At 52.2% G+C, this 26,998-nt stretch carries 27 protein-coding genes, 1 tRNA gene and 1 pseudogene; 26 read left to right on the top strand and 3 right to left on the bottom strand.

Annotated elements, in window-relative coordinates:
• Nucleotides 1–66: 66 nt before the first annotated feature.
• The 6 genes and pseudogenes from ELY38_RS07335 to ELY38_RS07310 all read left to right on the top strand — a co-directional run.
• Nucleotides 67–141, top strand: a tRNA-His gene (locus tag ELY38_RS07335).
• Between the two features lie 495 nt (nt 142–636).
• Entirely contained in the window at nt 637–1,878 is a 1,242-nt protein-coding gene (locus ELY38_RS07330) for an NAD(P)/FAD-dependent oxidoreductase (RefSeq protein WP_127060960.1), read from the top strand.
• A gap of 74 nt (nt 1,879–1,952) precedes the next feature.
• Nucleotides 1,953–2,162: a putative motility protein gene (locus ELY38_RS07325; RefSeq protein ID WP_127060958.1), complete on the top strand. Its 210-nt coding sequence runs from the start codon at nt 1,953–1,955 to the stop codon at nt 2,160–2,162.
• A 261-nt stretch (nt 2,163–2,423) separates the two neighbouring features.
• The gene (locus ELY38_RS07320) at nt 2,424–2,942 is read left to right on the top strand and encodes a hypothetical protein (protein WP_127060956.1); all 519 of its coding nucleotides are present in this window, start codon (nt 2,424–2,426) and stop codon (nt 2,940–2,942) included.
• A 187-nt stretch (nt 2,943–3,129) separates the two neighbouring features.
• Entirely contained in the window at nt 3,130–4,719 is a 1,590-nt protein-coding gene (locus ELY38_RS07315) for a peptide chain release factor 3 (RefSeq protein WP_127060954.1), read from the top strand.
• A 48-nt stretch (nt 4,720–4,767) separates the two neighbouring features.
• A pseudogene (locus tag ELY38_RS07310) lies at nt 4,768–5,101 on the top strand (TatD family hydrolase); the annotation flags it as partial.
• Nucleotides 5,102–5,147: 46 nt separating this feature from the next.
• Here the strand turns inward: ELY38_RS07310 and ygfZ are convergent.
• On the bottom strand, nt 5,148–6,110 hold the full coding sequence (gene ygfZ, locus ELY38_RS07305; RefSeq protein ID WP_127060952.1) for a CAF17-like 4Fe-4S cluster assembly/insertion protein YgfZ: 963 nt from the start codon (nt 6,108–6,110) through the stop codon (nt 5,148–5,150).
• Between the two features lie 155 nt (nt 6,111–6,265).
• On the opposite strand from ygfZ, the gene ELY38_RS07300 reads away from it, so the two are divergent.
• From ELY38_RS07300 to ELY38_RS07270, 6 genes are all read left to right on the top strand, one after another.
• Nucleotides 6,266–6,463: a hypothetical protein gene (locus ELY38_RS07300; protein WP_127060950.1), complete on the top strand. Its 198-nt coding sequence runs from the start codon at nt 6,266–6,268 to the stop codon at nt 6,461–6,463.
• Nucleotides 6,463–6,870, top strand: coding sequence for an OsmC family protein (locus tag ELY38_RS07295; RefSeq protein ID WP_127060948.1), 408 nt, complete (start codon nt 6,463–6,465; stop codon nt 6,868–6,870). Before ELY38_RS07300 ends, ELY38_RS07295 begins: the two co-directional genes overlap by 1 nt.
• Nucleotides 6,871–6,890: 20 nt before the next feature.
• Nucleotides 6,891–8,915 carry an excinuclease ABC subunit UvrB gene (gene uvrB / locus ELY38_RS07290; RefSeq protein ID WP_127060946.1) on the top strand — a complete coding sequence of 675 codons (2,025 nt, stop codon included), beginning with the start codon at nt 6,891–6,893 and terminating at the stop codon, nt 8,913–8,915.
• A 306-nt stretch (nt 8,916–9,221) separates the two neighbouring features.
• Complete coding sequence (locus tag ELY38_RS07280) at nt 9,222–10,727, top strand: fumarate hydratase (RefSeq protein WP_127060944.1); 1,506 nt, start codon at nt 9,222–9,224, stop codon at nt 10,725–10,727.
• Between the two features lie 114 nt (nt 10,728–10,841).
• Nucleotides 10,842–12,260: a cardiolipin synthase gene (gene cls / locus ELY38_RS07275; protein WP_127060942.1), complete on the top strand. Its 1,419-nt coding sequence runs from the start codon at nt 10,842–10,844 to the stop codon at nt 12,258–12,260.
• A 52-nt stretch (nt 12,261–12,312) separates the two neighbouring features.
• Nucleotides 12,313–13,230 carry a LysR substrate-binding domain-containing protein gene (locus ELY38_RS07270; protein ID WP_127060940.1) on the top strand — a complete coding sequence of 306 codons (918 nt, stop codon included), beginning with the start codon at nt 12,313–12,315 and terminating at the stop codon, nt 13,228–13,230.
• Between the two features lie 9 nt (nt 13,231–13,239).
• On the opposite strand, the gene ELY38_RS07265 is transcribed toward ELY38_RS07270, so the two are convergent.
• Nucleotides 13,240–14,331, bottom strand: a complete 1,092-nt coding sequence (locus ELY38_RS07265; protein ID WP_127060939.1) for a bifunctional nicotinamide-nucleotide adenylyltransferase/Nudix hydroxylase — start codon at nt 14,329–14,331, stop codon at nt 13,240–13,242.
• Between the two features lie 154 nt (nt 14,332–14,485).
• On the opposite strand from ELY38_RS07265, the gene ELY38_RS07260 reads away from it, so the two are divergent.
• The gene (locus ELY38_RS07260) at nt 14,486–15,439 is read left to right on the top strand and encodes a YihY/virulence factor BrkB family protein (RefSeq protein ID WP_127060938.1); all 954 of its coding nucleotides are present in this window, start codon (nt 14,486–14,488) and stop codon (nt 15,437–15,439) included.
• Nucleotides 15,439–15,714: an acylphosphatase gene (yccX, locus tag ELY38_RS07255; RefSeq protein WP_127060936.1), complete on the top strand. Its 276-nt coding sequence runs from the start codon at nt 15,439–15,441 to the stop codon at nt 15,712–15,714. The genes ELY38_RS07260 and yccX overlap by 1 nt, the downstream gene beginning before the upstream one ends.
• Here yccX and ELY38_RS07250 read toward each other — a convergent pair.
• Nucleotides 15,704–16,657 carry a D-2-hydroxyacid dehydrogenase gene (locus ELY38_RS07250; protein ID WP_127060934.1) on the bottom strand — a complete coding sequence of 318 codons (954 nt, stop codon included), beginning with the start codon at nt 16,655–16,657 and terminating at the stop codon, nt 15,704–15,706. The two genes, yccX and ELY38_RS07250, sit on opposite strands and share 11 nt — an antisense overlap.
• Nucleotides 16,658–16,843: 186 nt before the next feature.
• Here ELY38_RS07250 and ELY38_RS07245 point away from each other — a divergent pair, with 186 nt between their 5' ends.
• From ELY38_RS07245 to ybgF, 12 genes are all read left to right on the top strand, one after another.
• On the top strand, nt 16,844–17,122 hold the full coding sequence (locus tag ELY38_RS07245) for an FmdB family zinc ribbon protein (protein WP_127061134.1): 279 nt from the start codon (nt 16,844–16,846) through the stop codon (nt 17,120–17,122).
• A 68-nt stretch (nt 17,123–17,190) separates the two neighbouring features.
• On the top strand, nt 17,191–18,972 hold the full coding sequence (gene aspS, locus ELY38_RS07240; RefSeq protein ID WP_127060933.1) for an aspartate--tRNA ligase: 1,782 nt from the start codon (nt 17,191–17,193) through the stop codon (nt 18,970–18,972).
• Nucleotides 18,973–19,089: 117 nt separating this feature from the next.
• Nucleotides 19,090–19,641 (top strand): crossover junction endodeoxyribonuclease RuvC, encoded by a 552-nt coding sequence (gene ruvC / locus ELY38_RS07235; RefSeq protein WP_127060931.1) that lies wholly within the window; start codon nt 19,090–19,092, stop codon nt 19,639–19,641.
• A gap of 67 nt (nt 19,642–19,708) precedes the next feature.
• Nucleotides 19,709–20,314 (top strand): Holliday junction branch migration protein RuvA, encoded by a 606-nt coding sequence (gene ruvA / locus ELY38_RS07230; RefSeq protein ID WP_127060929.1) that lies wholly within the window; start codon nt 19,709–19,711, stop codon nt 20,312–20,314.
• 75 nt (nt 20,315–20,389) lie between these two features.
• On the top strand, nt 20,390–21,427 hold the full coding sequence (gene ruvB, locus ELY38_RS07225; protein ID WP_127060927.1) for a Holliday junction branch migration DNA helicase RuvB: 1,038 nt from the start codon (nt 20,390–20,392) through the stop codon (nt 21,425–21,427).
• Nucleotides 21,428–21,438: 11 nt separating this feature from the next.
• On the top strand, nt 21,439–21,837 hold the full coding sequence (gene ybgC / locus ELY38_RS07220) for a tol-pal system-associated acyl-CoA thioesterase (RefSeq protein ID WP_127061132.1): 399 nt from the start codon (nt 21,439–21,441) through the stop codon (nt 21,835–21,837).
• A gap of 87 nt (nt 21,838–21,924) precedes the next feature.
• Entirely contained in the window at nt 21,925–22,605 is a 681-nt protein-coding gene (gene tolQ / locus ELY38_RS07215) for a protein TolQ (RefSeq protein WP_246009085.1), read from the top strand.
• 11 nt (nt 22,606–22,616) lie between these two features.
• Nucleotides 22,617–23,051, top strand: a complete 435-nt coding sequence (tolR, locus tag ELY38_RS07210) for a protein TolR (protein WP_127060923.1) — start codon at nt 22,617–22,619, stop codon at nt 23,049–23,051.
• Between the two features lie 13 nt (nt 23,052–23,064).
• Nucleotides 23,065–24,255: a cell envelope integrity protein TolA gene (gene tolA, locus ELY38_RS07205; protein ID WP_127060921.1), complete on the top strand. Its 1,191-nt coding sequence runs from the start codon at nt 23,065–23,067 to the stop codon at nt 24,253–24,255.
• A complete protein-coding gene (gene tolB / locus ELY38_RS07200; RefSeq protein ID WP_127060919.1) occupies nt 24,255–25,541 on the top strand; it encodes a Tol-Pal system beta propeller repeat protein TolB in 1,287 nt (428 codons plus the stop codon). Before tolA ends, tolB begins: the two co-directional genes overlap by 1 nt.
• A gap of 42 nt (nt 25,542–25,583) precedes the next feature.
• Complete coding sequence (gene pal, locus ELY38_RS07195; RefSeq protein ID WP_127060917.1) at nt 25,584–26,129, top strand: peptidoglycan-associated lipoprotein Pal; 546 nt, start codon at nt 25,584–25,586, stop codon at nt 26,127–26,129.
• Between the two features lie 53 nt (nt 26,130–26,182).
• Entirely contained in the window at nt 26,183–26,977 is a 795-nt protein-coding gene (gene ybgF / locus ELY38_RS07190) for a tol-pal system protein YbgF (RefSeq protein WP_127060915.1), read from the top strand.
• Nucleotides 26,978–26,998: the final 21 nt, after the last annotated feature.

Raw genomic sequence — 26,998 nt, 5'->3', positions numbered from 1 at the left:
GGTCGTGGGTTCGATCCCCATCATCCACCCCATTTGATAGAAGTAAGGCCCCAGTTTTAGGTTGTGGTGGATGTAGCTCAGTGGTAGAGCCCCGGATTGTGGCTCCGGTGGTCGTGGGTTCGATCCCCATCATCCACCCCATTAACCTTTCTGTTGTATTCCCTCTTTATTATCTGCTTTTATCAGTTAACCACCTAACGGTGGGTTTTTTGTTTTCTCGACTTTAGCTCCTGATCGCCTTTTGATCTAGGCACGTGCGCTCGTACTATATAAGCTAATTTTAGGCTGAGTTATATAGGCCTGTTTTTCCTCCCTACAATGCTGGCTTGTCTAGTTAATCAATTCTTAACGCTTCTACTGCGTGCCCTCTTCACCTTGGCGTGATCATTCACCGCTTTGCCTCACTCTATTTTCTTTAGGCTTTTCTGAACGTAAAAGCGTACTATTCGGCCTGATAGGCTTAAAATAGTAAAGTCATCTGTTATATCGAATTTTGTAGGCTAAATTACTTTTTAAAGCCTTTAAAATGGATTTTTAAGCTATATAAATGCTTGATATAGAGTGTTATTTTTCAATAGCTTGTTGAAATTATTTTCGCCTATATTAAGTGCGGGCATTAACGTTAAGGGGCTTGAGATGACGCAGCAAACGGTGGTGTTGGGTGCAGGCATGGTAGGTGTCAGTATTGCATGGCATTTACAGAAGCGCGGTCACCAAGTCACATTGGTAGATCGTCGTCAGCCTGGCCGGGAAACATCGTTTGGAAACGCGGGTATTATTCAGCGCGAAGCTGTTCGGCCTTACGCTTTTCCGCGTGATATGAAAACCATTCTGAGCGTGCTGCCCAATCGTCGAGTCGATATTCGCTACCGTGTGACAGGCATGATGAATGCGGCATCACCGCTATTAAGCTACTGGCATAACTCATCGTCACGCCTTTATCAAAAGATCATCCCTGAATGGGCCTCTCTGATTCAACTATGCCTGAAGACTCACGAGCCAATGATTAAAGCGGCCGGTGTCGAGCACCTGGTGCGCAAAGAGGGATGGCTTGAGGTTTACCGTACGCAGGCGCGCCTGGATAAGCGTATAAAAGAGGCCGAAGAGGCACGTGAGTTATATGGTGTTCAGTTTGCAGTGCTTGACCGGGCCGGTGTGAAAGATAAAGAGCCTGATTTGAGTCAGGATATCATTGGCGCTATTCACTGGCTTGACCCATGGACAGTGGCTGACCCGGGTGCCTTGGTTGAAGCTTATGCCGACGCGTTTACTCAAGACGATGGCAATTTACTACAGGCTGTTATCCAAAAAATCGAGCAGGTTGGCAAGCGTTGGCGGGTAGTCACTGAAACAGAAACGCTTGAAGCCGATGAAGTGGTCGTGGCTTTAGGGCCTTGGTCAGGGGATTGGATGAAAGGCCTGGGTTACCATTTCCCCACGTTCGTTAAACGCGGCTATCACATGCATTACGCCTCCCAGGCGCCTGCCAAGTTGCACTATTGGCTGATGGATGCTGAAGTGGGGTATCTGCTTGCGCCCATGAACGCAGGCGTACGTTTGACCACCGGGGCTGAATTGAATCGTCTGGAATCGCCTGCGGATGAACAGCAGCTGGAAGCTGCCGAAAAGGTTGCCCGACAGCTCTTTCCGCTTGGCGATCGTTGTAATGCGGCAGCCTGGAAGGGCGCCAGACCTTGCTTGCCCGATATGAAGCCCGTAATTGGCGCAGCCCCACGCCATCCAGGGCTATGGTTGGCATTTGGCCACGGCCACCAAGGGTTTACTCTTGGGCCGGCGACTGGGCAACTGCTGGCTGACATGATGGAGGGCAAGCCAACCGAAATAGATATGGCGCCATTCCGGGCAGATCGTTTTTAGATACCTGCTTTGCTTTTGTGGATTTGCGGTATCTTTGCTAGGGTGGGTAAACGTTTCGTTCTGAGGGTAGCTGTATGGATGTGTCTATCAGCAATATGGTAAGCGCAGCGCTTTATATGAATCAGGCGCAAACCGCTGAACAGGTTCAGATGCAAGTATTTAAAGATGCGCTCGATATTCAAGCTCAGCAGGTAACGGAAATCATGGCCTCTGCTAACTTGGGTGCTGACCCCGGTCTTGCTCAAGAGGGTAATCTTGGAACGCTGGTTAATACCTACGCCTAAGCTAATACCTGCAGCTAAAAAACGCCGACTCGTTCGGCGTTTTTTTATGGGCTTTTCTTCACGGATGGCGTTTGCTTGATAAGCGTGCGTAAACGTATAGCTTAATTAATAGCTTAACCATGGCGTTTTTTGAAACGCTCGTCACTGAATATGAAGTCGTACCAAACTTTTACACAAAGCAATGCAACTGCTACATATATAGGTGTGGGTTTTTAATTACTACCGCCTAGCCAGGCGAAATAGACCAGAAAAGGAATCATTATGAACAAGGAAGCGTTGAAAAAAATCAGTATTCTAAGCGTGGCATTTGGCCTAAGTGCAAGCCCTTTAGTGTTTGCTAGCAGCCAAATTGACTCGACTGCCGGTGCCCAAGGAGCGGAGCATCAAGGAACAATGAATAATCAACCACGAGGCGCAGCCGCGCCTACCGGCAACCAGGAAGAGTGGCAAGAAGGTGGTGGTGAAGGAGAAGGTCCTGTTCATGATGCCGAAACCCAAGGACAACATCATGGAAGCCACGCCACAGGCCAGACAGAAACGGTGACTCAACCCCGTGGCGCCGCCGTTCCTACTGGCAATGAAGAAAAGTGGCAAGAAGGTGGCGGTGAAGATGAAGGGCCGGTAGAGGAAGTCGATATTGGCGCTCCGGCCCAAGGAAACCATGCAACCCACCAAGGTGAAACGATCAGCAGTCATCCGCGTGGTGCCGCTGAGCCGACTGGTAACAAAGAAGAGTGGCAAGAAGGTGGCGGCGAAGATGAGGGTCCGGTAGTCGAGTAACTCCTTTATTATGCCCCGCATCTGCGGGGCATAATTACATAGCGTATTTGCTACGCTAACACTTACTTGTGATGAACATAGCACCCAGCCCCTCCTAACGTTACAATCTTGCCCAATTCTGAATAACTCAGCCACGCTAGCTTGAAGCTTAAGCCCATGGCTGAGTACTAATTTCTGTAGAGGCAAGATGAAAGACACTCAGTTAGCCCAAGAAGCGGAGCTTAGGCGCACCTTTGCTATCATTTCGCACCCCGATGCGGGTAAAACGACAATTACTGAAAAAATGCTGCTGTTCGGGAATGCGATTCAGCTAGCGGGTTCGGTGAAGAGTAAGCGTAACGATCGCCACGCAACTTCTGACTGGATGAAAATGGAGCAGGAACGGGGTATCTCGGTAACGACCTCCGTGATGCAGTTCCCTTATGGAGGGCGTATCGTCAACCTGCTCGATACGCCAGGTCATGAAGACTTCTCAGAAGATACCTACCGCACGCTAACGGCCGTTGACTCCGCTTTGATGGTGATTGATGGGGCCAAGGGTGTCGAGGATCGGACCATCAAGCTGATGGAAGTGTGTCGCTTGCGCACTACACCTATCCTGACTTTCGTGAACAAGATGGACCGCGATATCCGTGACCCCATTGAGGTTATGGACGAAGTTGAGACCGTCCTGAATATCCAATGTGCACCCATGACTTGGCCGATTGGCATGGGGCGGCATTTCAAGGGCGTGTACCATCTCTATAATGATGTGATTCACCTGTATACCCAAGGGCAGGGCAGTCGGATACCGGAAGATAAGCGCATTGAAGGGCTTGATAACCCCGAAGTCGATGCCGTACTGGGTGACGAGCAAGCCGAAGAGCTGCGCATGGAGGTTGAGCTGGTGCGTGGTGCTTCTCATGAGTTCGATCTTGAAGCCTACCGCCGTGGTGAAATGACCCCGGTTTACTTCGGTACCGCCATGGGTAACTTTGGCGTGCGCGAAATGCTCGATGGGTTTGTTGAGTACGCGCCTGCGCCTCAGCCCCGTGAAACTGATACCCGTGAGGTTACCGCCTTCGATGATCGGTTCACGGGGTTTGTCTTCAAAATTCAGGCCAATATGGATCCCAACCACCGCGATCGTATTGCATTTTTACGTGTTTGTTCTGGCAAGTACGAAAAGAACATGAAGATGCGCCATGTGCGGATTGGCAAGGATGTCAAAATCGCCGATGCGCTGACCTTTATGGCCTCGGACCGCTCTCATGTGGAAGAAGCCTGGCCCGGCGATATTATCGGCCTGCACAATCACGGCACTATTCAGATCGGTGATACCTTTACCGTTAGTGAAGATATGCGCTTTACCGGCATACCGCACTTTGCCCCTGAATTGTTTAAACGTGTACGTCTGAAAGACCCTTTGAAGATGAAGGCACTGCAGAAAGGCTTGCAGCAGCTTTCTGAAGAAGGTGCGACTCAGGTGTTTATGCCCATGGATAACAATGACCTGATTCTAGGCGCTGTGGGTACGCTACAGTTTGATGTGGTCGCCCATCGCCTGAAAGAGGAGTACAAGGTCGACTGTATTTACGAAGGCGTTAACGTGCAAACCGCTCGCTGGGTGTATTGTGAGGATGCCAAGATGCTTGAAGAGTTCAAGCGTAAGGCCAGCACGAACCTGGCCATCGATGGCGGCGGCTACCTGACCTATATTGCGCCTACCCGTGTTAATCTGCAGATGACTCAGGAGCGCTGGCCGGATATTCGCTTCCAGCCCACTCGCGAGCATTAAAAAAGCACTAAAATAATTTAGGGGCTGCAATGCCCCTCTCATAGAACCCGGGGTGGGTTGATACACGCGTTTGCAGGCTCTATTGAACAGGCCCAAGCGTTTCTGGCGTTAGGGTTTGTTGTGGGGGGGCGGGCGGTGCGGTGACTTATTCGCGTGCCAAGCGGCTGCACCGAATGGTAGCAGCCTTGCCAAAAGATGGCTTTGTGCTGGAAACGGATAGCCCCGATATGCCTCTAAGCGGCCACCAGGGCGAACGCAATGAGCCTAAGCGCATCGCCAGGTGTGCCGTGCCGTGGCAAAGCTTCGAAGTGAAACGGAAGCAGACATTGCGGCGTATAGTACGGCTAACGTCGCACGGCTATTTGGCCTGAAGTTTGTTTAAAAGCTCCCAAGCGTTAACATCTGGCTGTTGGCTTAGCTGTAAAACGCTATTCCTTCAGTGCCATTGCCAGCTGTTCCGGATCGAGTCGCTCAATCGGGTAGGGTAGTGGAAGGAGCGTTAACAAGTTGCCCTCCCAATAGAGTGGCATGTCTTCTTCGGCTGCCTTGGTATTTATGACGGCCAGCAATTCCACTGTATTACTGTCTCGCTTGGCGCTTGAAACAACTTCGCCCATTGTCTTGTCTTGCTCTGTTATCAAGTTGGCGCCAATGCCCGGAAGCTCGGTGGTGTTAAGCGAGGCGTGCATCAAACGCTTTTTAACCTGACCGCGAAAATGTGCGCGTGCTACTACTTCCTGGCCGGTGTAACACCCCTTTTTAAAACTGATGCCGCCCAGCGCTTCCCAGTTCAACATTTGGGGTAAAAACTGATCCTGCTGGGCCTCGGTCAACCAGGCAAGACCGCTACGGATATCTTCAAGTGCCCAGGCAGCTTGCTGGGCCTGATCATCGATAGTGTCATTCAAGATGGTATCGGTAGTACAAAACAGCCAGCGCGATGTAGTGCCTGGCAGGCGTACGACGCTTGCCTGATCATTACCACATTGCGCGAAGTCCTTTTCAGGCAGAGTCAACCCAAGGGAACTAGCTAAGGCGCTTGCGTTCTCACTTGCTCCAATAAACGTAACTGACGTGTCATGGATCAACTCGGCCCGGTAGAACGCGGCAAATTTTTTTAAATGCGCCGTTAATAGCGGAGCTAGCGAGGCGCTCAATACCAGCCTGAAATGTTCGGCATTAAGGCGAAGCAATTGCGCATTGGCCAGCATTCTGCCCTTGGGGGTACAAAAACAGGTAAGCGGAGCAAATTCACCATTGGCTAAACTGACCTGCGCGCTGGTTTGGCCTTGCAGGAATTTTTCAGCATCTGCCCCCTTCACATCCAGCGCCGCTAGGTGATCAAGGCGCACATTGTCGGTAATCGTAGTAGAGGGGATAACCGTGGGCATATAAACTCCTGGATGGGGCATGGCGAAAAAGGGTCAGTAAGATATTGGGCTTTTCAACGTGTGGGCACAAGGCACTAATTGCAAGGTACCTTTAGCGTGCTAGACTCTTTGGTCTGTATCAGTTTTGCATAAGGTTAAGCGAGGTAGACAGCGCAATGGCACAGCAATCATTAACTTTTAAGGGCGTAGAAAACGCCGACCAGGTCAACAAGATTACCACAGCGTTGATGATGCTGGATGGCGTTGATAGCGCCGAAGTGGGTCGTTACGGCGCGGATGTGGAGGGCCGTGTTAAGCGGGAGGCATTAATTGCCGCCGTCGAAAAGCTCAAGCTGGGAGTGAAAGTATCCTAATGCACCCGCCTATTACGGTCATTAGCCAGCGTAACCACGTATTTCGCCAACGTATTGAAGTCGATAGCCTGGAAGCCTTGTACGCTGATGTTCCTGAGGTGGTTGGTGGAGAGGGCAGTGCGCCAGACCCTCATGACTACTTTGATATTTCGCTTGGCACATGCAAGGCCATCACCGTGCAAATGTATGCCCGGCGCAAACAGTGGCCGCTTACGGCGATTACCGTCACGGTGCAGCGAGACGATAGTCTAGAGGCCAAAGGGACGTACAAGTTGAATGTGGTGTTGGCCCTACATGGTATTACTGACCCTGAACAGCGAGCCCGGCTTGAAGAAATCAGTCATCGCTGCCCTATTCAGCGGCTTATGACCCAGGCAACCATCGATATTACGACCCAAGCGGTTTAATTTCCCAGTTAGGAGCGACGATGAGCAAAGAGTTTCGGTTACAGTCGAAATTTAAGCCTGCCGGCGACCAGCCAAACGCCATCAAAGGGTTAGTAAGTGGCCTGGAGTCAGGTCTTGCCCATCAAACGCTACTTGGGGTAACCGGGTCGGGCAAAACCTTTACCATGGCGAACGTGGTTCAGCAGCTACAGCGCCCAACAATTGTCATGGCGCCCAATAAGACCCTGGCAGCGCAGCTTTATGGCGAGTTTAAATCGTTTTTCCCCGATAATGCCGTTGAATATTTTGTGTCGTACTACGATTACTATCAGCCGGAAGCCTATGTGCCTTCGTCCGATACGTTTATCGAGAAAGACGCATCAATCAACGACCATATCGAACAGATGCGGCTGTCCGCTACCAAGGCGCTGCTAGAGCGCCGTGATGCCTTGATTGTGGTGTCGGTGTCGGCCATCTATGGTCTGGGTGACCCGGACCAGTACCTGAAAATGCGCCTGCACTTTACCCGGGGCGAGTTAATTGATCAGCGGGCGTTTCTGCGCCGCCTGGCCGAGCTTCAGTACACCCGCAATGACATGGATTTTCGCCGCGGTACCTACCGGGTTCGTGGGGATGTGATTGATATCTTTCCAGCTGATTCCGATGAAGATGCAGTTCGCGTTGAGCTATTTGATAATGAAATCGACTCGATCCGTATATTCGATCCGCTAACCGGGGATATACGCCATCAGGTTCCGCGGATGACCATTTATCCTAAATCTCACTATGTCACCCCGCGCGAAACCATTCTTGGGGCCATTGACGCCATTAAAGGTGAGCTTAAGGAGCGGCTGGACTGGATGCGCAAGCATGAGCGCTTGGTTGAAGCACAGCGCCTTGAACAACGCACCCTCTATGACATCGAGATGATGTTGGAGCTGGGTTACTGTAACGGCATAGAAAACTATTCGCGCTACTTATCCGGCCGGGCGCCCGGCGAGCCGCCGCCCACGTTCTTTGATTACCTACCTGATGATGCGCTGCTGTTTATTGATGAGTCTCACGTCAGCGTGCCCCAGGTAGGCGGTATGTATAAGGGCGACCGTTCACGTAAGGAAACGCTTGTGGAATATGGCTTTCGCCTGCCCTCAGCGCTAGATAACCGGCCCATGAAGTTTGAAGAGTGGGAGTCGATTGTTCCTCAGACTATATTTGTCTCGGCTACGCCGGGTAAATATGAAGCTGAGCATGCTGGTCAAGTGGTTGAACAGGTTGTGCGGCCTACCGGGCTTCTAGACCCTGAAATTGAAGTTCGACCGGCCAGTACCCAGGTTGATGATCTGTTATCAGAAATCGGTTTGCGTACCGCCGTTGGTGAGCGGGTGTTGGTCACTACGCTTACCAAGCGCATGGCCGAAGACCTGACTGAATATTTTGATGAGCACGGTGTGCGCGTGCGCTATTTGCACTCGGATATTGATACCGTAGAACGTGTGGAAATCATACGCGATCTTCGCCTGGGAAAATTCGATGTACTCGTCGGGATTAACCTGCTCCGCGAAGGCTTGGATATTCCAGAAGTCTCGCTGGTAGCGATTCTTGATGCTGACAAGGAGGGGTTCCTGCGCGCTGAACGTTCTCTGATTCAGACTATCGGACGCGCGGCACGTAACGCTCACGGTAAAGCTATTTTGTACGGCGATCGTATTACCGACTCAATGCGCAAGGCGATTGATGAGACGGAGCGCCGCCGGGCCAAACAGCAGGCGCATAATGAGAAGCATGGTATTACGCCAATGACCGTGACCCGTTCTGTGGCAGATATCTTGGAAGCGGCACAAACGCCTGGCAAGAAGAGCAGCCGTAAACGGGGGGCAGAGCGCAAGGTTGCTGAAGGAGCGGGTGAGTATGATATTGCCAGTATGGGGGCGCACGATCTGCTGGCTGCTATCAGTAAACTTGAAGATGCAATGTTTGAAGCGGCTCAAAACTTGGAGTTTGAAGAAGCGGCGCGCCTGCGTGATCAGCTGCATCAAATGAAAGAAAAACAGCTGGCGCTAGGGTAGCGTATGCCGGAGGGCCCCAAAACTCATCGTGCAGTAGACTGTATTGAAAAGCAGATAGAGGTGGCCGGGTGATTGATGATACCTGGTTCGCCTTTCCCGAACTTGCGAGTCAGCCGATAATTAATTTATACCGTTATTTTAATTTATACTTTCAATTATTAGCATAGACTTAAGTGCACATTACCAGCATACGGTAGAAGCTGCCGCTTGTAGGCCAATACGGTATACTCCTTGCACGCTTAAACGGCCATTTCCATATAGGTAAAATGGTCGTAGAAAAGACGAAAACCAAGGAGCTGTTACTCCATGACCGTGATTCGCCAGGACGACGTGATTCAAAGCGTTGCCGATGCTCTGCAGTATATCTCTTACTACCACCCGAAAGATTTCATCGACGCGATGAATGCCGCGTATGAACGCGAGCAGAACCCTGCCGCTAAAGACGCTATCGCACAAATTCTGATCAATTCAAGAATGTGCGCCACCGGCCATCGTCCCATCTGTCAGGATACCGGCATCGTAACCGTGTTCGTTCATGTGGGAATGAACGTTACCTGGGAAGCTGACATGAGCCTTGACGATATGGTGAACGAAGGCGTTCGCCGGGCTTATCTGTTGCCGGATAACGTGCTGCGAGCCTCGGTATTGGCAGACCCGGATGGTAAGCGCCAGAACACCAAGGATAATACGCCGGCCATCATTCATCACAAGCTGGTGCCTGGTGATAAAGTGGATATCCACGTGGCGGCGAAGGGTGGCGGTAGCGAGGCCAAATCCAAATTTGCGATGCTGAATCCTTCCGATAGCGTCGTTGACTGGGTAATGGAGCAGCTTCCCAAAATGGGTGCTGGCTGGTGTCCTCCGGGTATGCTGGGCATCGGTATTGGCGGTACCGCAGAAAAAGCGATGGAAATTGCCAAAGAGGCGCTGCTTGATCCTATCGATATTCAGGATCTTCAGGCGCGTGGCCCCAGTAATCGTGCTGAAGAGCTGCGCCTGGAGCTTTTTGACAAGGTCAATAAAAGCGGCATTGGCGCTCAGGGTCTGGGTGGGCTTACCACAGTGCTGGATATCAAGGTCAAGGATTACCCGACCCACGCGGCTAACAAGCCCGTTGCTATCATCCCTAACTGTGCCGCCACTCGGCATGCACACTTTACGCTGGATGGCTCCGGCCCGGCGGCATTAGCGCCTCCCAAGCTTGAAGACTGGCCGGAAATTACCCGGAAAGCTGGGGGTAATGTAAAACGTGTCAATCTGGACAGCATAACGCCTGAAGAGGTGAAAACCTGGCAGCCGGGCGATACGTTGCTGCTCAACGGTAAGTTGTTGACCGGGCGTGATGCGGCTCATAAGCGTATGGTGGATATGATCGCCAAAGGCGAACCGTTACCGGTAGATATGAAAGGCCGGTTTATCTATTACGTAGGCCCGGTTGATCCTATTGGTGATGAAGTGGTTGGCCCTGCTGGTCCGACCACAGCCACCCGTATGGATAAATTTACCCGCACCATGCTCGAACAGACGGGCCTTCTGGGAATGGTTGGTAAAGCAGAACGCGGTTTGGAAGCTATTGAAGCCATTCGTGATAACGAAGCCGTTTATTTAATGGCGGTGGGCGGCTCGGCTTACCTTGTGGCACAGGCAATTAAAAAATCTCGTGTGGTGGGTTTTGAGGACCTGGGCATGGAAGCCATTTATGAGTTTGAAGTTGAAGATATGCCGGTGACGGTAGCAGTTGATAGTCTTGGAACATCAGTGCACCAAACTGGGCCCGCGAAGTGGAAAGAGATCATTGCTCAAACGGCGTAACGGCGTTTGTGCTGTGAGATGAACCCACAGAAGCCCCGCCAATACGGGGCTTTTGTGTATTTTTATCAGTCACAAACGCTGTTGGAATATTAATACGCTTGATGGGGAGTGGGTATGGCCTCTTGGTTGCTAGGGACGGGCATTATGCTGATACACCTTCTGGGGATTGTATCGGCCATTATGGCGCTGATGTCGAGTCGGACATCGCAAGGCGCCATCGCATGGATTATCTCGCTTTTCACCTTTCCTTATGTGGCATTACCTGCCTATTGGTTTTTTGGGCGGCCGCGTTTTTACGGCTATGTGATGGCCAGAGGAGAGCGCGACAATGTGCTTAGGCGTGTATTAGCCCGCTACCAGGAGAGCGCACGGCCATTCCTGGCGCCTCCTGTGAATTCTGATATTCAGGCAGTTGAACAGCTGGCCATGATGCCGTTGACGCGAGGCAATAACGCCACACTGTTAATTGACGGTGAAGCCACCTTCATGAGTCTGTTCGAAGGTATTGACAGGGCAGAGCACTACTTGTTGCTGCAATTCTTTATTGTCCGTGATGATGCACTTGGCCGTAGACTTCATCAGCACCTTTTAAAAGCTGCTCGCCGTGGTGTGCGTGTGTATTTTTTGTATGACGAAGTGGGTAGCCGCAAACTTAACGAAGGCTATTTGAAAGAGCTGGCCGCTGAAGATGTTGCCGTTAGTCCGTTTCGCTCTTCACGTGGATTTAAACATCGGTTTCAACTGAATTTTCGCAACCACCGTAAAATTGCCGTGATTGATGGCAAGCAAGGGTGGCTGGGCGGGTTCAATGTAGGCGTAGAATACCTGGGGCAGGACCCAAGACATGGCCCTTGGCGGGATACTCATTTGATGCTGGAAGGGCCTAGCGTACTAGGTCTGCAGGAAGCATTCTGGCAGGACTGGCACTGGGCAACGGGTGAGGTGGCTAGCCTGAATTGGCGGACCGAAAGCCATTCCGATATTGATCATCATGTCGTTATCGTGCCATCAGGACCAGCGGATAAACAAGATACCGCCAGTCTGTTAATTCAGCAGCTGATTCACAGCGCAACCCATCGATTATGGGTAACCAGCCCTTATTTTGTGCCGGATCAGGGGGTTCAGGACGCATTACGGCTAGCTGCCATGCGTGGGCTTGACGTTCGAGTCATGATTCCTGAGCGCCCTGATCATCTGCTGGTGTTTCTCTCAGCCTTTTCATTCTTGCCTGATATGTTAAAAGCAGGAGTAAAAATATACCGTTATCTTCCTGGGTTTCTACATCAAAAAGTGATCCTGATCGACAATGAAGCAGCGACAGTAGGTACGGTAAACTTAGATAATCGTTCGTTCAGGCTGAACTTTGAAATTACTGCGTTTATTCCCAGCCCTGCTTTTGCAGAACAGGTATATCAAATGTTGGAAGAGGATTTCGCTCAGTGCCGCCGCATTACTATTGATGAAATCCAGCAGCGGCCTTTATGGAAAAAAGTGATATCCCGGGCGGCTTATTTAATGTCACCTATACAGTAAGTAAAGTTAACCGAATAAAGCATAGTTAAATTAGTAGGCAGAGGAGTGTGGGGTGAATCTTGAAACAAAATGGCTTGAAGATTTTGTTGCGCTTGCAAATACACGCAGCTTTTCTGCATCCGCCCGTCAGCGTCATGTCACGCAGCCAGCATTTAGTCGACGCATTCGAGCATTAGAACAAGCCGTTGGGGTAACACTTGTAGACCGCTCCACCACACCCGTAGGACTTACCTCGGAAGGGCAGCTGTTCTTGGTAACCGCGCGCAATCTGGTCGAGCAGCTCAATGAATCGTTGGGCCATTTGCGCGGGCTTTCGATCGCCAATGAGGCACTTGATATTGTGGCTGCCCACTCGCTGGCACTGAGTTTTTTCCCTCCTTGGATATCGCGTTTACAAAAAGGTCTTGGTGAGCTGCCTACTCGCTTGGTAGCCATGAATGTCGGGGAAGCTATTCATGTACTGCGCGAGGGTAATTGCGACCTCATGCTTGCCTATTACGATCCCTTCGCCACCATGCAGCTGGATGCTGAAGTGTTTCCCTCATTTTCGATAGGCAAGGTTAAGATGCTGCCGGTTTCACTTCCTGATGAAACAGGTAAGCCGTGTTTTTCGCTGCAAAACGATACTTCGATTCCTTATCTGGCCTATACCCAAGGTGCATTTTTAGGTCGCAGCGTACGTATGCTGCTTAAAAACGACCCATTACGGATGAAATTACGCACCGTTTATGAAACCGCCATGGCGGAAGGCTTGAAAGGCATGGTGCTTCAGGGTATTGGGGCCGCATGGATCCCGGATTTCTGTATCCGAGAGGAGCTTAAAAGTGGGCGCTTGGTAAGAGCAGGGGATGAAAGCTGGGATATACCGCTTGAAATTCGCCTTTACCGCTGTTCTTTGGTACATAAGCCTGGCGTTGAGAAGCTCTGGCGGCAAATGATGAAGCTTCCACGAGATTTTTTACAAGCATGATCGCTAGGGCTAAGTACCAAAGTCGGCGGGCAAGCCCAGAAAGTTCTGAATGATAAAAAAATGATCTTCAAACAAGCTCTCGGGTTCCAGATCTGCCAATGCAACCCAGCGTGCATGGTCACCGCCCTTGGCTGGCTTAAGGCGCGGCAACTGCTGATCCGGCCGTAATGCAAAGTAAAAAGCTTCTGCGAGCGTGCGGCCCCGCCAACTGCGGTGGGGCTCGTCGAAAAGCCGCTGTCCGCGCAGTGAGCCTTTTAGCACCGGTTCGGGTACTTTTAGGCGCAGCCGCTCTCTCAGCTCGCGCATACACGCATCCAGTAAACGCTCATGAGGATTGATAAATCCGCCCGGAAGTGCGAATAGCCCTTTTCCTGGAGCCGCATTACGCCGCACCAAAAGCACATGACCTGACTGAACGACAACCGCATTTACGGTAACAAAGATCGGGGGATAGGGCGCCTGAGCCCAGGCTCGGTGATACTGCTCAAGTAGTTGCTGCTCTTCAAGCAGCTGAGTATAAGCATCACCTTGGCAAAAATTACTGACGCTATCAACTACGCTCGGGGGTAAGTTGTGGTATGCCCCAGTACTCAAATAGTCATCGGCTGAGCTGGTCGAGCGAAACAGCCTCTCACGGATCTGGCTGGCCGATATTCCCTCCACCAAGGGAACGCTAACGGACTCCCACTGGGGAAAAAGCGCCAAATAGTAGCTGGATTGCCCCCGGCTTGCGCCAATCAGACCAATCCTTGGCAACCTTGCACTGGTAGGCACTGCCAAGTCGCGCACTTTACGCTGTACATCTCTTACCCATACATCGTCATTATATAATGCATCAAGTAGCGGCGTTATTTCCAACCGCTGATTGTCGGAATCATCAAACCCCGAGCGAATCATTGCTTGGCGCTCTTCAAACCTCCAGGGATTACGCAGTGAACGCGCCTGCCACGCCGAGCCAACCAGTACAATCACCTGCCGTGCCTGTTTAAGTGCCTCGCGGATAACGGCTAAATGGCCCAGGTGAGCAGGCTGAAAGCGTCCAATAAATACCAAACAGTCAAAGGCATAGGTAGGCATAGAGCGTTTAGCATCAAAAGCCATGGTACTTCCTTGGGCGTTTGGTTAATAAAAAACTATTATGAATGGGGAGGTTATAGCGTGCAATGTGATCAATACTGCGCACTGCGCTCGCATTCAATATGCTGATAAGCTGATTCATATACAGAAATCGTTAAATTAACTCAAGGGAATGAATATGATTAAAAGCGCCCTCACGTTTTGGCGAAAGGTAATACAGGATGCAATAGCGCTCTGGCTTGAGCGCAATGCATTTAGCTATGCTGGCTCGCTGGCTTTTTATACGTTGTTCTCGCTGGCCCCCACGATCATTATTGCTGTGACGGTGATTGGTGTTGTACTAGGGGAAGACGCAGCGCAAGGGCAAATTGTTGCTCAATTACAAGGCTCACTAGGCGTTGACGTGGCTTCTGCTATTGAAGATGCGGTTGCCCAATCACGAATCGAAGAATCGGGTTTACTGCCAACCTTATTGGGTTTTGGTGCGCTTTTAATCGGTGCCACAACAGTTTTTGCACAAATGCAGTTTTCGCTGAACACCATCTGGGGAGTGACCGCTAAACCTACCAGCAACAGCATGTTTATATTTATTAAAACCCGGTTGCTATCGCTCACCGTTGTGCTTTCTATTGGCTTTATTTTGCTGGTTTCACTCGTGTTGGGCGTGGTATTGCGGAGTATGCTCCAAATGGCCAACGATATTGTTCCATTGGCGAGCTATTTCACGACAACTCTGGAATCGCTTATTTCATTAGGTGTTGTAACCCTGTTGTTTGCAACCATTTTCAAGGTATTGCCAGATGTAGTACTGCGCTGGCAAGACGTATTTATTGGCGCTGTTGTCACCGCCGTATTGTTTACTATCGGTCGCAACGTGATTGCGGTTTATCTGGCCTATACCGCGACTGCATCGACGTACGGCGCAGCTGGGTCGGTCGTCATGGTATTGCTGTGGGTTTATTACTCATCTCTTATTTTATTATTTGGTGCAGCGTTTACACGCTCTCTTCTATTGTGTCGAGGCAGAAAGCTTATTCCTCGCAATAGCGCCGTGCTGGTCAAACAGGAGTTGCTGGAGATTGAACCACGTGGACCCAAGCACCATACGCACCAAGATTCAGGTGAGCTGTGATGACAAGCTACTATCTACGTGCATTGGTAACAGGAAAAGTGCAGGGCGTAGGCTACCGCCGCGCCACACAGAAACAGGCCCTACAAGCCAATATAACCGGTTATGCCAAAAACCTTGCTGATGGGCGGGTTGAAGTGTTGATGTGCGGCGATAGAGAGAAGGTTAAAACACTAAGCGAATGGCTGTGGCAGGGGCCCGCGAATGCGCGGGTCACCCATGTTGAGTACGAAACGCTAGCCCAAGACCATGCGCCAGATACCTTTTCTACTCAGTAGTTGCGCTCTGCTTTTCCCACTCGGCAATATTATTGGCAGTTAGTGCAATAATGTTCTGGCGTGCTTCCGGCGTTATCCAGGCATTATGTGGCGTCACGATAAGATTAAGCGGCTCTGACAAGGCATCAAGCAACGGGTGGCCATCACGAGGAGGTTCTACGGGCAGTACATCAACAGCTAAGCCGCCGATAGTGCCCTGGCGCAGCGCCTCAAGGGCTGCGGTTTCATCGATAATGCCCCCGCGAGCGCAGTTGACCACTAGAAGTGATGATTTGGCAGCCGCTAAACGTTGGCGATTAATAAGATGCTGAGTATCAGCATTTAACGGGCAATGCAGGCTGATAATATCGGCCCCGGGCAGTAGAGCATCTAATGGGGGGCGAGAATCATTCGCCTCATTGCCGGGTCGGGCCGCAAACGTGACCTGCATGCCAAATGCCTCTGCCAAGCGGGCCACTTCCGTGCCCAACTCGCCCTGGCCAACCATCACCAACCGTTTGCCAGCCAGCTGCAGCGTCGGGTGGTCCTGCAGGCAAAAGAAGTCGCTACGTTGCCAAGCGCCGTTTGCCACCTCACGCTGATACTGCGGCAACCTATTTGCCAATGTCAGCATCAGCATTAACGTATGCTGGGAAACGCTTGCAGTGCCATAGGCAGTCACGTTCTTGACGCTGATGTTAAGTGCCTTGGCAGCGTCTAGGTCAATATTGTTAAGACCTGTCGCCATCACGCATATCAAGCGAAGCGAGGGCAGCTGTTGCAGGGTTTCTGCGTCGAGTACGACCTTGTTAACTAGAGCAATGTCAGCATTAGCCAAGCGCTCTTTAGCTTGCTGGGTAGAGCTTTGATCAAATACATCAAGTTGGGTAACCGCATCACGAATTGCGCTTAAATCGATCTGCGGACCGAGGCTTTTAGCATCTAGCATCACTGCATGAGGCATTTTGTTCTCTCCAATGACTGCCGAGCAGCAGTTAGCCTTGCTCGGCAGGGGGCACAAAAGGGTATAATATTGCCGCTTGATCAACCGCAGCCTTGGATTTTATCTCGGCAGGCCACATATTCGCAGCTGGCTGCGTTTATATACGCCAATATCCTGTCGTCGTTGAGCTTTTCAGGAGTTATCAACATGCCTATCTATGAATATGAGTGCAAGGCCTGCGGCCATCGCATGGAAAAATTGCAGAAAATTAGCGCAGACCCGCTAAAAGAGTGTCCTGCATGTAACCAGAATGATCTGGAGCGGCTAGTATCCGCAGCTGGCTTCCGCCTTGCAGGCGGTGGTTGGTATGAAACCGATTTCAAAACGGGAAGTAAGAAGAACCTGGCAGCTGATGCAAACGGAACATCTTCCAGTACCAGCGCCAAAAGTGACACTACTTCCAAGTCAAAAGGCGCCGCAGCCTAAGTTGCGGCTGTCTGAGCCTATAATGGCTCGTGACACCTTATTTGCCACGTAACAGAACAGGATTTGACATGCGCAGCCATTATTGCGGCCAGCTAAACGAGACATTGGTAGATCAAACGATCACCGTTTGCGGATGGGTACACCGTCGTCGCGATCACGGTGGGGTAATTTTCCTCGATATGCGCGACCGCGATGGCATCGCTCAGTTTGTGGTAGACCCCGATACTGCCGATGCGTTTGCTAATGCCGACCGCGCTCGCGGTGAGTATGTCCTGCGTATTACCGGCCGTGTAAGACTGCGCCCTGAAGGCACCCAGAATCCCAATATGCCGACAGGCATGATTGAGGTGCTGGCGAAAGAGGTAGAAGTACTTAACACTGCGGCAACACCGCCGTTCCAGCTTGATGAGCATGGCAAGGTAGGCGAAGAAGTGCGCTTGAAGCACCGCTACATCGACCTGCGTCGTCCTGACATGATCGAAAAGCTGCGCCTGCGCTCACGTATTTCCCACAGCGTTCGCGCGTTTTTAGAAAACCAAGGTTTTCTGGATATTGAAACGCCCATTCTTACCCGGGCCACCCCAGAAGGCGCCCGTGACTACTTGGTGCCTAGCCGTACTCATGCTGGCAGTTTCTTTGCACTGCCGCAGTCGCCGCAGCTTTTCAAGCAGCTGTTAATGGTGGCGGGTTTCGATCGTTACTATCAGATCGCCAAATGTTTCCGTGATGAAGACCTGCGCGCCGACCGTCAGCCTGAGTTTACTCAGATTGATATCGAAGCCTCTTTCGTGGAAGAAGACGACATCATGGGCATTACCGAAGCCATGATCCGTCAGCTGTTCCAGGAAGTGCTGAATGTCGAACTTCCGGAATTCCCACGCATGACCTGGCAAGAAGCCATGGACCGCTTTGGCTCAGATAAGCCGGATCTACGCATTCCGCTTGAACTGACCGACGTTGATGACCTTATGCAACAGGTCGATTTCAAGGTCTTCTCTGGCCCCGCCAGTGCTGAAGATGGTCGGGTAGCTGCGCTTAAAGTACCGGGTGGTGCCAAGCTTTCGCGCAAGGAGATCGATGAATACACCAAGTTCGTGGGTATCTACGGCGCCAAGGGGTTGGCCTGGATCAAGGTCAATGAGCGTGCCAAAGGACTTGACGGGCTTCAGTCGCCTATCGTCAAGTTCATGGAAAACATCGTTGAAGAGCTTCTTGACCGTCTGGGTGCAGAAGATGGCGATATCATCTTCTTCGGAGCGGATAAAACGCGTATCGTCAACGAAGCTATTGGCGCGTTACGCGTTAAGCTGGGTGCAGATCTGGATCTGTACACCCAAGCCTGGGCGCCGCTATGGGTTGTCGACTTCCCGATGTTCGAAGCCGATGATAACGGTCGCTTGAGTCCGCTGCACCATCCATTTACTGCACCATCCTGTACGCCGGAAGAGCTCAAGGCCGATCCAGCGAAGGCGCTTTCACGCGCTTACGATATGGTGCTTAACGGTACTGAGCTTGGTGGCGGTTCCATCCGTATCCATAATCAGAACATGCAGAGCACCGTGTTTGAGATTCTGGGCATCGGTGAAGAAGAAGCGCAGGAAAAATTTGGCTTCCTGCTGGATGCGCTTCAGTACGGCGCGCCGCCCCATGGCGGCCTGGCATTCGGCCTGGATCGTCTAGTCATGCTGATGGTTGGTGCCAAGACTATCCGTGAAGTTATCGCTTTCCCGAAAACCCAGAGCGCGGCCTGCTTGATGACCGACGCGCCAGGCGAAGTCAGCCCAGATCAGCTGAAAGATCTAAATATTCGCTTACGCCAGAAAGTGAAGCCTGAGGCGGCAACCGAGTAACACGTCGACGACTGATCGGATAGCCGCAGAGCCCAATGGCTATCTGACACTCCATCGCTCAAAAACACCGACGCCGAAGCGTCGGTGTTTTTGTTTAAGAAAGAGAGTATAAGCGTCATGGATCGAGCACAAACAGGATTGCCGGTGCGAATTCTCGGGATAGACCCAGGCTCACGTATTACCGGCTACGGTGTTATTGACCTGAAGGGCGGCAAGCCAAGCTACGTTGCCAGCGGTTGTATCCGCACTTCGGATGGCCCCCTTGAGCAGCGTTTGGCACAGATTTATGCTGGGTTGAGTGAGGTTGTCGGGTTGTATTCGCCTACGGATACGGCCATTGAGCGCGTTTTCGTGTCGAAAAATGTCGACTCGGCGCTCAAGCTTGGCCAGGCGCGGGGAGCAGCACTGGTATGCATGGCAAACCATGGATTGAGCGTTGCCGAATATGCCGCGCGGCGTATCAAGGAAGCGGTTACCGGGCAGGGCGGGGCCGATAAACTACAGGTACAGCATATGGTTACGACGCTGTTAAAACTTTCCGCCACACCCCAGGCAGATGCCGCCGATGCCCTGGCCATTGCGCTTACCCACGCCTATTCGCGTAATAGCTTGCCTGTTGCTTCCAGTGGACGCAGCCGGCGGGCTTCCACCGGGCGTTGGCGGCTGTAACACTACTGGTCACATGTACAGAGTAGCATTATAGTAAACGCCTGTTTTTACTATCGAGAGCGTATTTATGATTGGACGTCTAAGTGGCTATCTGCTGGAAAAACAACCGCCCTGGATTGTCATTGATGTCCATGGTGTGGGTTACGAGCTTGAGACTTCAATGAATACGCTGGTATCGCTACCTTCCTTGGGTGAGAGCACGTCACTGTATACTCATTTGACCATTCGCGACGACGCCCATCTGCTTTACGGGTTTGCCCGTGAGCATGAGCGCGCGCTGTTCCGAGCGCTTATCAAGGTCAATGGTGTTGGTCCGAAACTGGCACTTGCGATCCTTTCAGGTATGGATGAAGACGCCTTTATGCGCTGCGTCCGTGATGACGACAGCAAGGCGCTCACCAAGCTGCCGGGCGTAGGTAAAAAAACTGCTGAGCGGCTTATTATTGAAATGCGTGATCGTTTCCCAGAGTGGGAAAATGGCTCTTACGCGCCTCTTCCCTTGGAAGCAGCCAATGGCCAACCTGTCCGCAATAGCCTGGCTGATGCGGAATCCGCCTTGGTAAGCCTGGGATATAAGCTGACAGAAGCCAGCAAAATGTTGGCAGATCTTGATCCTCAGCAGCCAACCGAAGCCTTGATCAAGGCAGCACTAACACGCCGCATGATCGGTTGATAATAGCGTGATCTTGGTCACAGTGCTGCTTAAGCGTACGTCAGGTAGACCGCCGGATATTCAAGAAGAGCCCCTATGTTAGAACATGATCGATTGATAACTGCCGAACCAGAGCAAGGAGAGGGGCGCATTGACCATGCCATTCGCCCTAAGCGACTGGATGACTATATTGGCCAGCCACGGGTCCGTGAGCAGCTGGAAATATTTATCGGCGCGGCCCGGCTCCGCGAGGAAAGCCTTGATCATACCCTCGTGTTTGGCCCCCCGGGGCTGGGTAAAACAACGCTGGCCAATATCATCGCCACCGAGATGGGCGTTGGACTCAAGTCCACCTCGGGACCGGTACTGGAGCGCGCAGGGGATCTGGCGGCCATGTTGACCAATCTTGAACCTGGCGACGTGCTGTTTATTGATGAAATACATCGACTATCGCCTGCAATTGAGGAAGTCCTCTATCCAGCCATGGAGGACTTTCAGCTCGATATCATGATCGGTGAAGGGCCCGCTGCTAGGTCAATCAAACTGGATTTGCCCCGATTCACCCTGGTAGGGGCGACAACGCGGGCCGGGCTTTTAACCTCGCCGCTGCGTGACCGCTTTGGGATTGTTCAACGCCTTGAGTTTTATAGCCTTGAAGAGCTTACCGAAATCGTCACCCGCTCGGCACGCCTGCTGGGCGTGGAAACCAGCCACGAGGGTGCTATTGAAGTGGCCCGCCGTTCACGCGGTACGCCACGTATTGCCAACCGCCTATTACGCCGTGTGCGCGACTATGCGGAAATAAAAGGTAACGGCACGGTAGATGTTGATCTGGCAGATGCAGCGCTAAACATGCTCAATGTGGACCACTACGGGCTGGACCATATGGACCGGCGCCTGCTGCTTGCTATGATTGACAAGTTCGAGGGTGGCCCGGTAGGGGTGGATTCACTCTCCGCTGCTATTGGTGAGGAGCGTAATACGATTGAAGACGTCATCGAGCCATACCTCATTCAGCAGGGTTTGATGATGCGTACACCCAGAGGCCGCACGGTAACGCGACAGGCCTGGCTGCATTTCAATCGTGTTCCCAATGAGCACTCAGTCGATATGGAAGGAGAGCGTCGGCCATGAGTGCTTTGTCCATGAGTGCTTCGTTCTCGATCCCCATACGTGTTTATATGGAAGATACTGACGCGGGTGGTATTGTCTACTACGTTAACTACTTGAAGTTTATGGAACGGGCGCGCAGTGAATGGCTTCGTGCCCAAGGTCTAGATCAGCAAACGTTGCTAGACGAAGGCACGCAGCTAGTGGTATATCGCTTAGCCTGTCACTATGCAAAACCAGCATGCCTGGATGAGGCTTTGGAAGTTACCGCAAGCATTACTGACGTAGGCCGTTGCCGTGTAACGTTTGAACAGCGTGTAAAGCGTGGCCAGGAACTCCTTTGCAGCGCGACAGTCGAGATAGCCTGCCTGGATGCGAAGCGCCTTCGGCCCAAAGCCTGGCCTGCAAACTTTAAGGCAGGACTGGATACTTAACGACGGTTGAGTAACCTTAAAACCACCACTTTGTCGGTAATGACCGACGTAAATAGATTGATGAGGGCACCTGTGAACGATAACACCATGTCCATCCCACACCTGATAATGAATGCCAGCGTCGTTGTACAGCTGGTGATGCTGCTGCTGATGGTGGGGTCAATTCTCTCTTGGGTGGTGATCTTTCAGCGCAGCATTGCGCTGCGCCGTGCCAAACAGGAATACAACCAATTCGAAGAGTCGTTTTGGTCGGGCGTTGATTTAAACGAACTTTATCGGGAAATTCCTGCTGATGATCCACGTCACGGCGCCGAGCATATGTTTCAGTCCGGCTTTCGTGAGTTTAACCGTTTGATGCCTAAAACCCGCAATGCCGATACGGTGCTGGAGGGCGTACAGCGCAGCATGCGTGTGGCCTGGTCCCGCGAGGAAGACCGCTTGACCCAGCATCTGGTGTTTTTGGCAACCGTTGCCTCAGCCAGCCCTTATATCGGACTGTTTGGTACGGTATGGGGCATCATGGGTTCTTTCCAATCACTTTCCATGACACAGCAGGCAACACTGGCAACCGTTGCTCCCTGGATTGCCGAAGCGTTGATTGCCACTGCGATGGGCCTTTTTGCAGCGATTCCAGCCGTTATCTTCTATAACCGTCTTTCCAACAATGCGTCTCGCTTACTCGGTAAATACGAGGACTTCGCCGAAGAGTTTCATGCGATCCTGCACCGTAATCTGCAAGGTCGTGACGGCAAGCCTAGCGCCAGTTAAGGGAGTTCGTCATGCAAGGTCCATTTAATCGCAGCGGCAAAAAAAAGCCGATGGGGGAGATTAACGTCGTCCCCTTTATTGATGTCATGTTGGTGCTGCTGGTCATCTTCATGATCACTGCTCCCATGCTGACGCAAGGTGTCCAGGTTGACTTGCCTCAGGTGTCATCTGAGCCGATCGACACTCAGGATAGCGATCCGATCATTATTTCGGTTGATCGCGAGGGAGGTTACTTCATTACACTGGGTGAGGATTCGACATCGGTATCACTTGAGCAAATGTCGGAGCGTGTTGCGGCCATCTTGCAGCGTCGTCCAGGCACACCGGTAATGGTACGCGGTGACCGCAGCGTGCAGTATGGTCAGATCGTCTTGCTGATGAGCACACTTCAGCGCTCCGGCGTTGCCAATGTCGGCCTGCTTTCAGAGCCGCCGCAAGATGGCTAAGGGCAAACCACTGATGGCAACTGATACACCCAGGGACCCGCAGGATGTTGGCTATACATTGCCTGCTATCCTCGCGGTAGCCGTGCATTTGGCTATTATCATTTTTAGTTTGATTAACTGGCCGAGCAGCTCAGCGGAACCTGATTCATCATCCATTGTGCAAGCCACTTTGGTCAGTACAGAAACCTTTACGGATCAAGCTCAGCAGGTAACCGAGCAGCAGGCAGCCATGAACACTGCGGCTGAACCTGTGGAGGCGCCAGACACAAGCGAGCCCGAAGCCGCCGAGCCGGAGCCGGACACTCAGGCAGCCGAACAACAGCAGGCCGCTGAAGAGGCTGCCCGACAGGAGGCCCAGGCGCTTGTAGAGGCCCAGGCGGCCGCCGAGGCAGAGGCTCAACGGCGTGCTGAAGAAGCTGAGCGTATAGCTCAGGAACAAGCAGCCCAGGCTGAGGCACGTGAGGCCGAGGCTCAGCGTCAGCGCGAAGCCGAAGCGCAGCGGGCTCGAGAGCAGGCAGAAGCCGAACGCCAACGTGAAGCAGAGGCGCAACGCGCTCGAGAAGAGGCCGAAGCGAAAGCTCAGCGGGAAAAAGAAGCGCAAGAGCAGCGTGAGCGTGAGGCTGAAGCTCAACGCCAACGCGAGGCAGAAGCTGCCGCCGAAGCAGAGCGGGCTCGAAAAGAGGCTGAAGCCGAAGCACAACGCGCGCGGGAAATAGAAGCGCAGAAACAGCGTGAAGCTGAGGCACAACGCGAACGAGAGGCAGCCGCGCAGCGGGAAGCGGAAGCACAGCGCCAGCGCGAAGCCGAAGCCGAACGCCAACGACAGGCGGCAGCAGAAGCTGCTGAGGCGGCCATGCAGCGTCAGTTAGCTGGTGAAGCTGAAGCGGCGGCCAATGCGCAGCAGGCACAACAGGCAGCTAACAGCTTTATCAATATTGTACGTCGTGCTGTCGAACAGGCATGGCTGATACCGCCTGGAGCAAGCGATTCATTGAGTGCTACGCTTCAAATACGCTTAGGCCCATCGGGAGAGCTGCTTGCAGCGTCGATTGCGACATCAAGTGGCGATAGTGCTTTTGATCGGTCTGCTATTCAAGCTGTTGAACAGGCTGCTCCGTTTAGCGAATTGAGAGATTTGCCAGCGGACCAGCAACGAAACTTACGTCAAATCAATTTGCGATTTACCCCGGGGGATGTTCGCTGATGCAAATACTGAGCAAAGTGTGGTTATTCTGCGCGCTGCTATTCATTAGCAGTGCGGCCAGTGCCCAACTGACCATTGAAATTACGCGGGGGAGCGACCAAGCCCTACCGATCGGGGTAGTGCCTTTTGCAGGCAACGAGGGCATGTCAGAAGATATTGCCCAGATTGTACAGGATGATCTTGAACGCAGCGGGCTGTTTGATCCGCTTGAGCGCAGCGCCATGTTTGAAAAGCCAAGCCAGGCCGATGACGTTGAATTTGGCACTTGGCGCTCGCTTGATGTGCGCTATCTGGTAGTGGGGCGCGTCCAGCAAACGGGTAACAGTTACCAGCTGCAATTTGACTTGATGGATATCAGCGGTCAACGTCAAATGATCGGTGAAACGGTTACCGCGAATGCCAACGACTTGCGGGGTGCCGCCCACTATATCAGTGATCAGATTTTTGAAGCGATTACCGATATTCGTGGTGCTTTCTCGACCAGTATCGCTTACATCACAGCACAGGGCCTTGGCGATAATATGCAGTTCGGTCTTTATGTTGCCGATGCTGATGGGCACAACAGCCAACAGGTATTAACGTCTGATCAACCAATCATGTCGCCCGCCTGGTCACCTGATGGGCGCAAGCTTGCCTATGTATCCTTTGAAAGCGAGCGTCCGGCTATCTATATTCAGGATGTGGCAACGGGGCAGCGCGTGCAGGCAACGTCTTTTGATGGCATCAATGGAGCGCCAAGCTGGTCGCCGGACGGCCGCCGCATTGCCATGTCGTTATCTAAAGATGGGCAGCCTGAAATCTACATCATGGATATCGCCAACCGTTCCATTGAGCGTATTACCAATAGCAACAGTATTGATACTGAACCCGCGTGGTCGCCGGATGGACGCAGTCTGCTGTTCACCTCTGACCGTAGCGGTGGCCCCCAGATCTACCAGCACACGTTAGGCACTGGTGAAACAAAACGTTTAACGTTTACAGGTAATTACAACGCGCGGGCACGCTATTCACCCGAAGGCGATCAGATCTTTTTAGTACACCGCTCAAGCCGCGGTTATCAGGTAGCGCGCCAGGACCTAGATGGTGGCCGTCTAGTCGTACTAAGTGATTCAACAAGAGATGAATCTCCTAGTGTTGCGCCGAACGGGACCATGGTAATCTTCGCTACCCAACAGGGTAACAACGGGGTGCTGAGTGCCGTTTCTGCCGATGGGCGGTCGTCATTCCGGCTTCCTGCAGCACAAGGTGATGTGCGCGATCCCGCATGGTCACCATTTTTAAATTGATGATAAATAGTATTAATTTTCTTTCAGGCAAGGAGTCTGATTATGCAACTTAAGCCGTTGGCTCGCTCATTGGCAGTAGCGTTATCTATCGTTGTAATCGCTGGCTGTTCCAGCACCGGCGGAACCCAGGATGGTGATTCTTACGGAAGCCAGGATGGTAGTAGCATGGGCGCAGGCACGTCAGGCGCAGGTACCGGTGGTCAGTACGGTTCTACCACAGGTTCTGGTTCAAGTGCTGGTCAGCAAGCTGATTCTCGTATTCCTGAAGTACGTACCATTTACTTCGATTACGACCGTGACACCATCAAAAGCGAATATGAATCTGCGGTAATGGCGCATGCACGGTACCTGCGCGCCAACCCAAATGCACAGGTTGTATTGCACGGACATACCGACGAGCGCGGTACCCGTGAATACAACATGGCTCTGGGCGAGCGTCGTGCTCGTGCCGTTCAGCGTTTCCTGAACATTCAGGGCGTTTCCAATTCACAAATGAGCGTTGTGAGCTACGGCGAAGAGCGTCCTGCGGCCAGCGGCCAAACGGAAAGTGCTTACTCTCAAAACCGTCGCGTTGTATTTAATTACTGATACCGTTGGCGTGCCTGATCTGCTGGCACGCCGATGTTATCTACGGAGTTGTCATGATTCACAGTCTCAAACGCTATTTTGAGAGGCTGTGCGGTGCGGGAGCCTTAGTGCTCCCGCTGTCCGTATTGCCACTCACGGCGGTTGCCCAACAGCCGCTCGTTCAAGATCTTTCTTCGGGTAATTCCAGCGGCTTCTATCAACAGACCCAGCGTCAGGAGTCTACTGGCGGTAATCTTGTACTGTTTAATCAGGTACAAGAGCACCAGCAGGAAATCCAGCAACTGCGTGGGCAGATTGAAGAGTTGCGCCACCAGCTTGAACAGTTGAAGCGTCAATCCCAGCAGCAATATCTAGATATCGAAGACCGCCTGATGAACAGCGGGCCAACGCAACTTGAGCAGGCGACACCTCAGGTCGAGCCAGAAGCCGCTCAGGAAGTGATTAACGCCCCCTCAACGCGTAATATCAGTGAAGATGCCCAAGCAGACTATCAGGCCGCTTTCGCTCATGTTCAGGCGCGCCAGTTTGATCAAGCCATCAAAGCATTTGAAGAATTTGTAGCGGCGCATCCTGATAGCAGCCTTGCTGCCAATGGCCACTACTGGCTGGGTGAGCTTTACGCCGCAGAAGGCCAGCTAAGCGAAGCTGATGCTGCCTTTGGCCGTGTTATTGAACAGTTTGGCAGCAGCAGTAAAGTACCCGATGCGCTTTACAAGCTTGGGCTGGTTAAAGCTCGTCAGGGGGAAGCCGAGAAAAGCCGCGAGCTGCTAGAGCAGGTACGTGATGACTACCCGCAAAGTAGTGCGGCAGGGCTGGCCAATGATTTTCTTCGCCAATCCGCTGGCTAACGGCGCATTGATTGTTTGTAT

Source organism: Vreelandella nanhaiensis, assembly GCF_003990185.1.
In the GTDB taxonomy this organism is placed as follows: domain Bacteria; phylum Pseudomonadota; class Gammaproteobacteria; order Pseudomonadales; family Halomonadaceae; genus Vreelandella; species Vreelandella nanhaiensis.
Note: the sequence above shows the minus strand (reverse complement) of the source record. Positions and strands in the feature narration are given on the sequence as shown.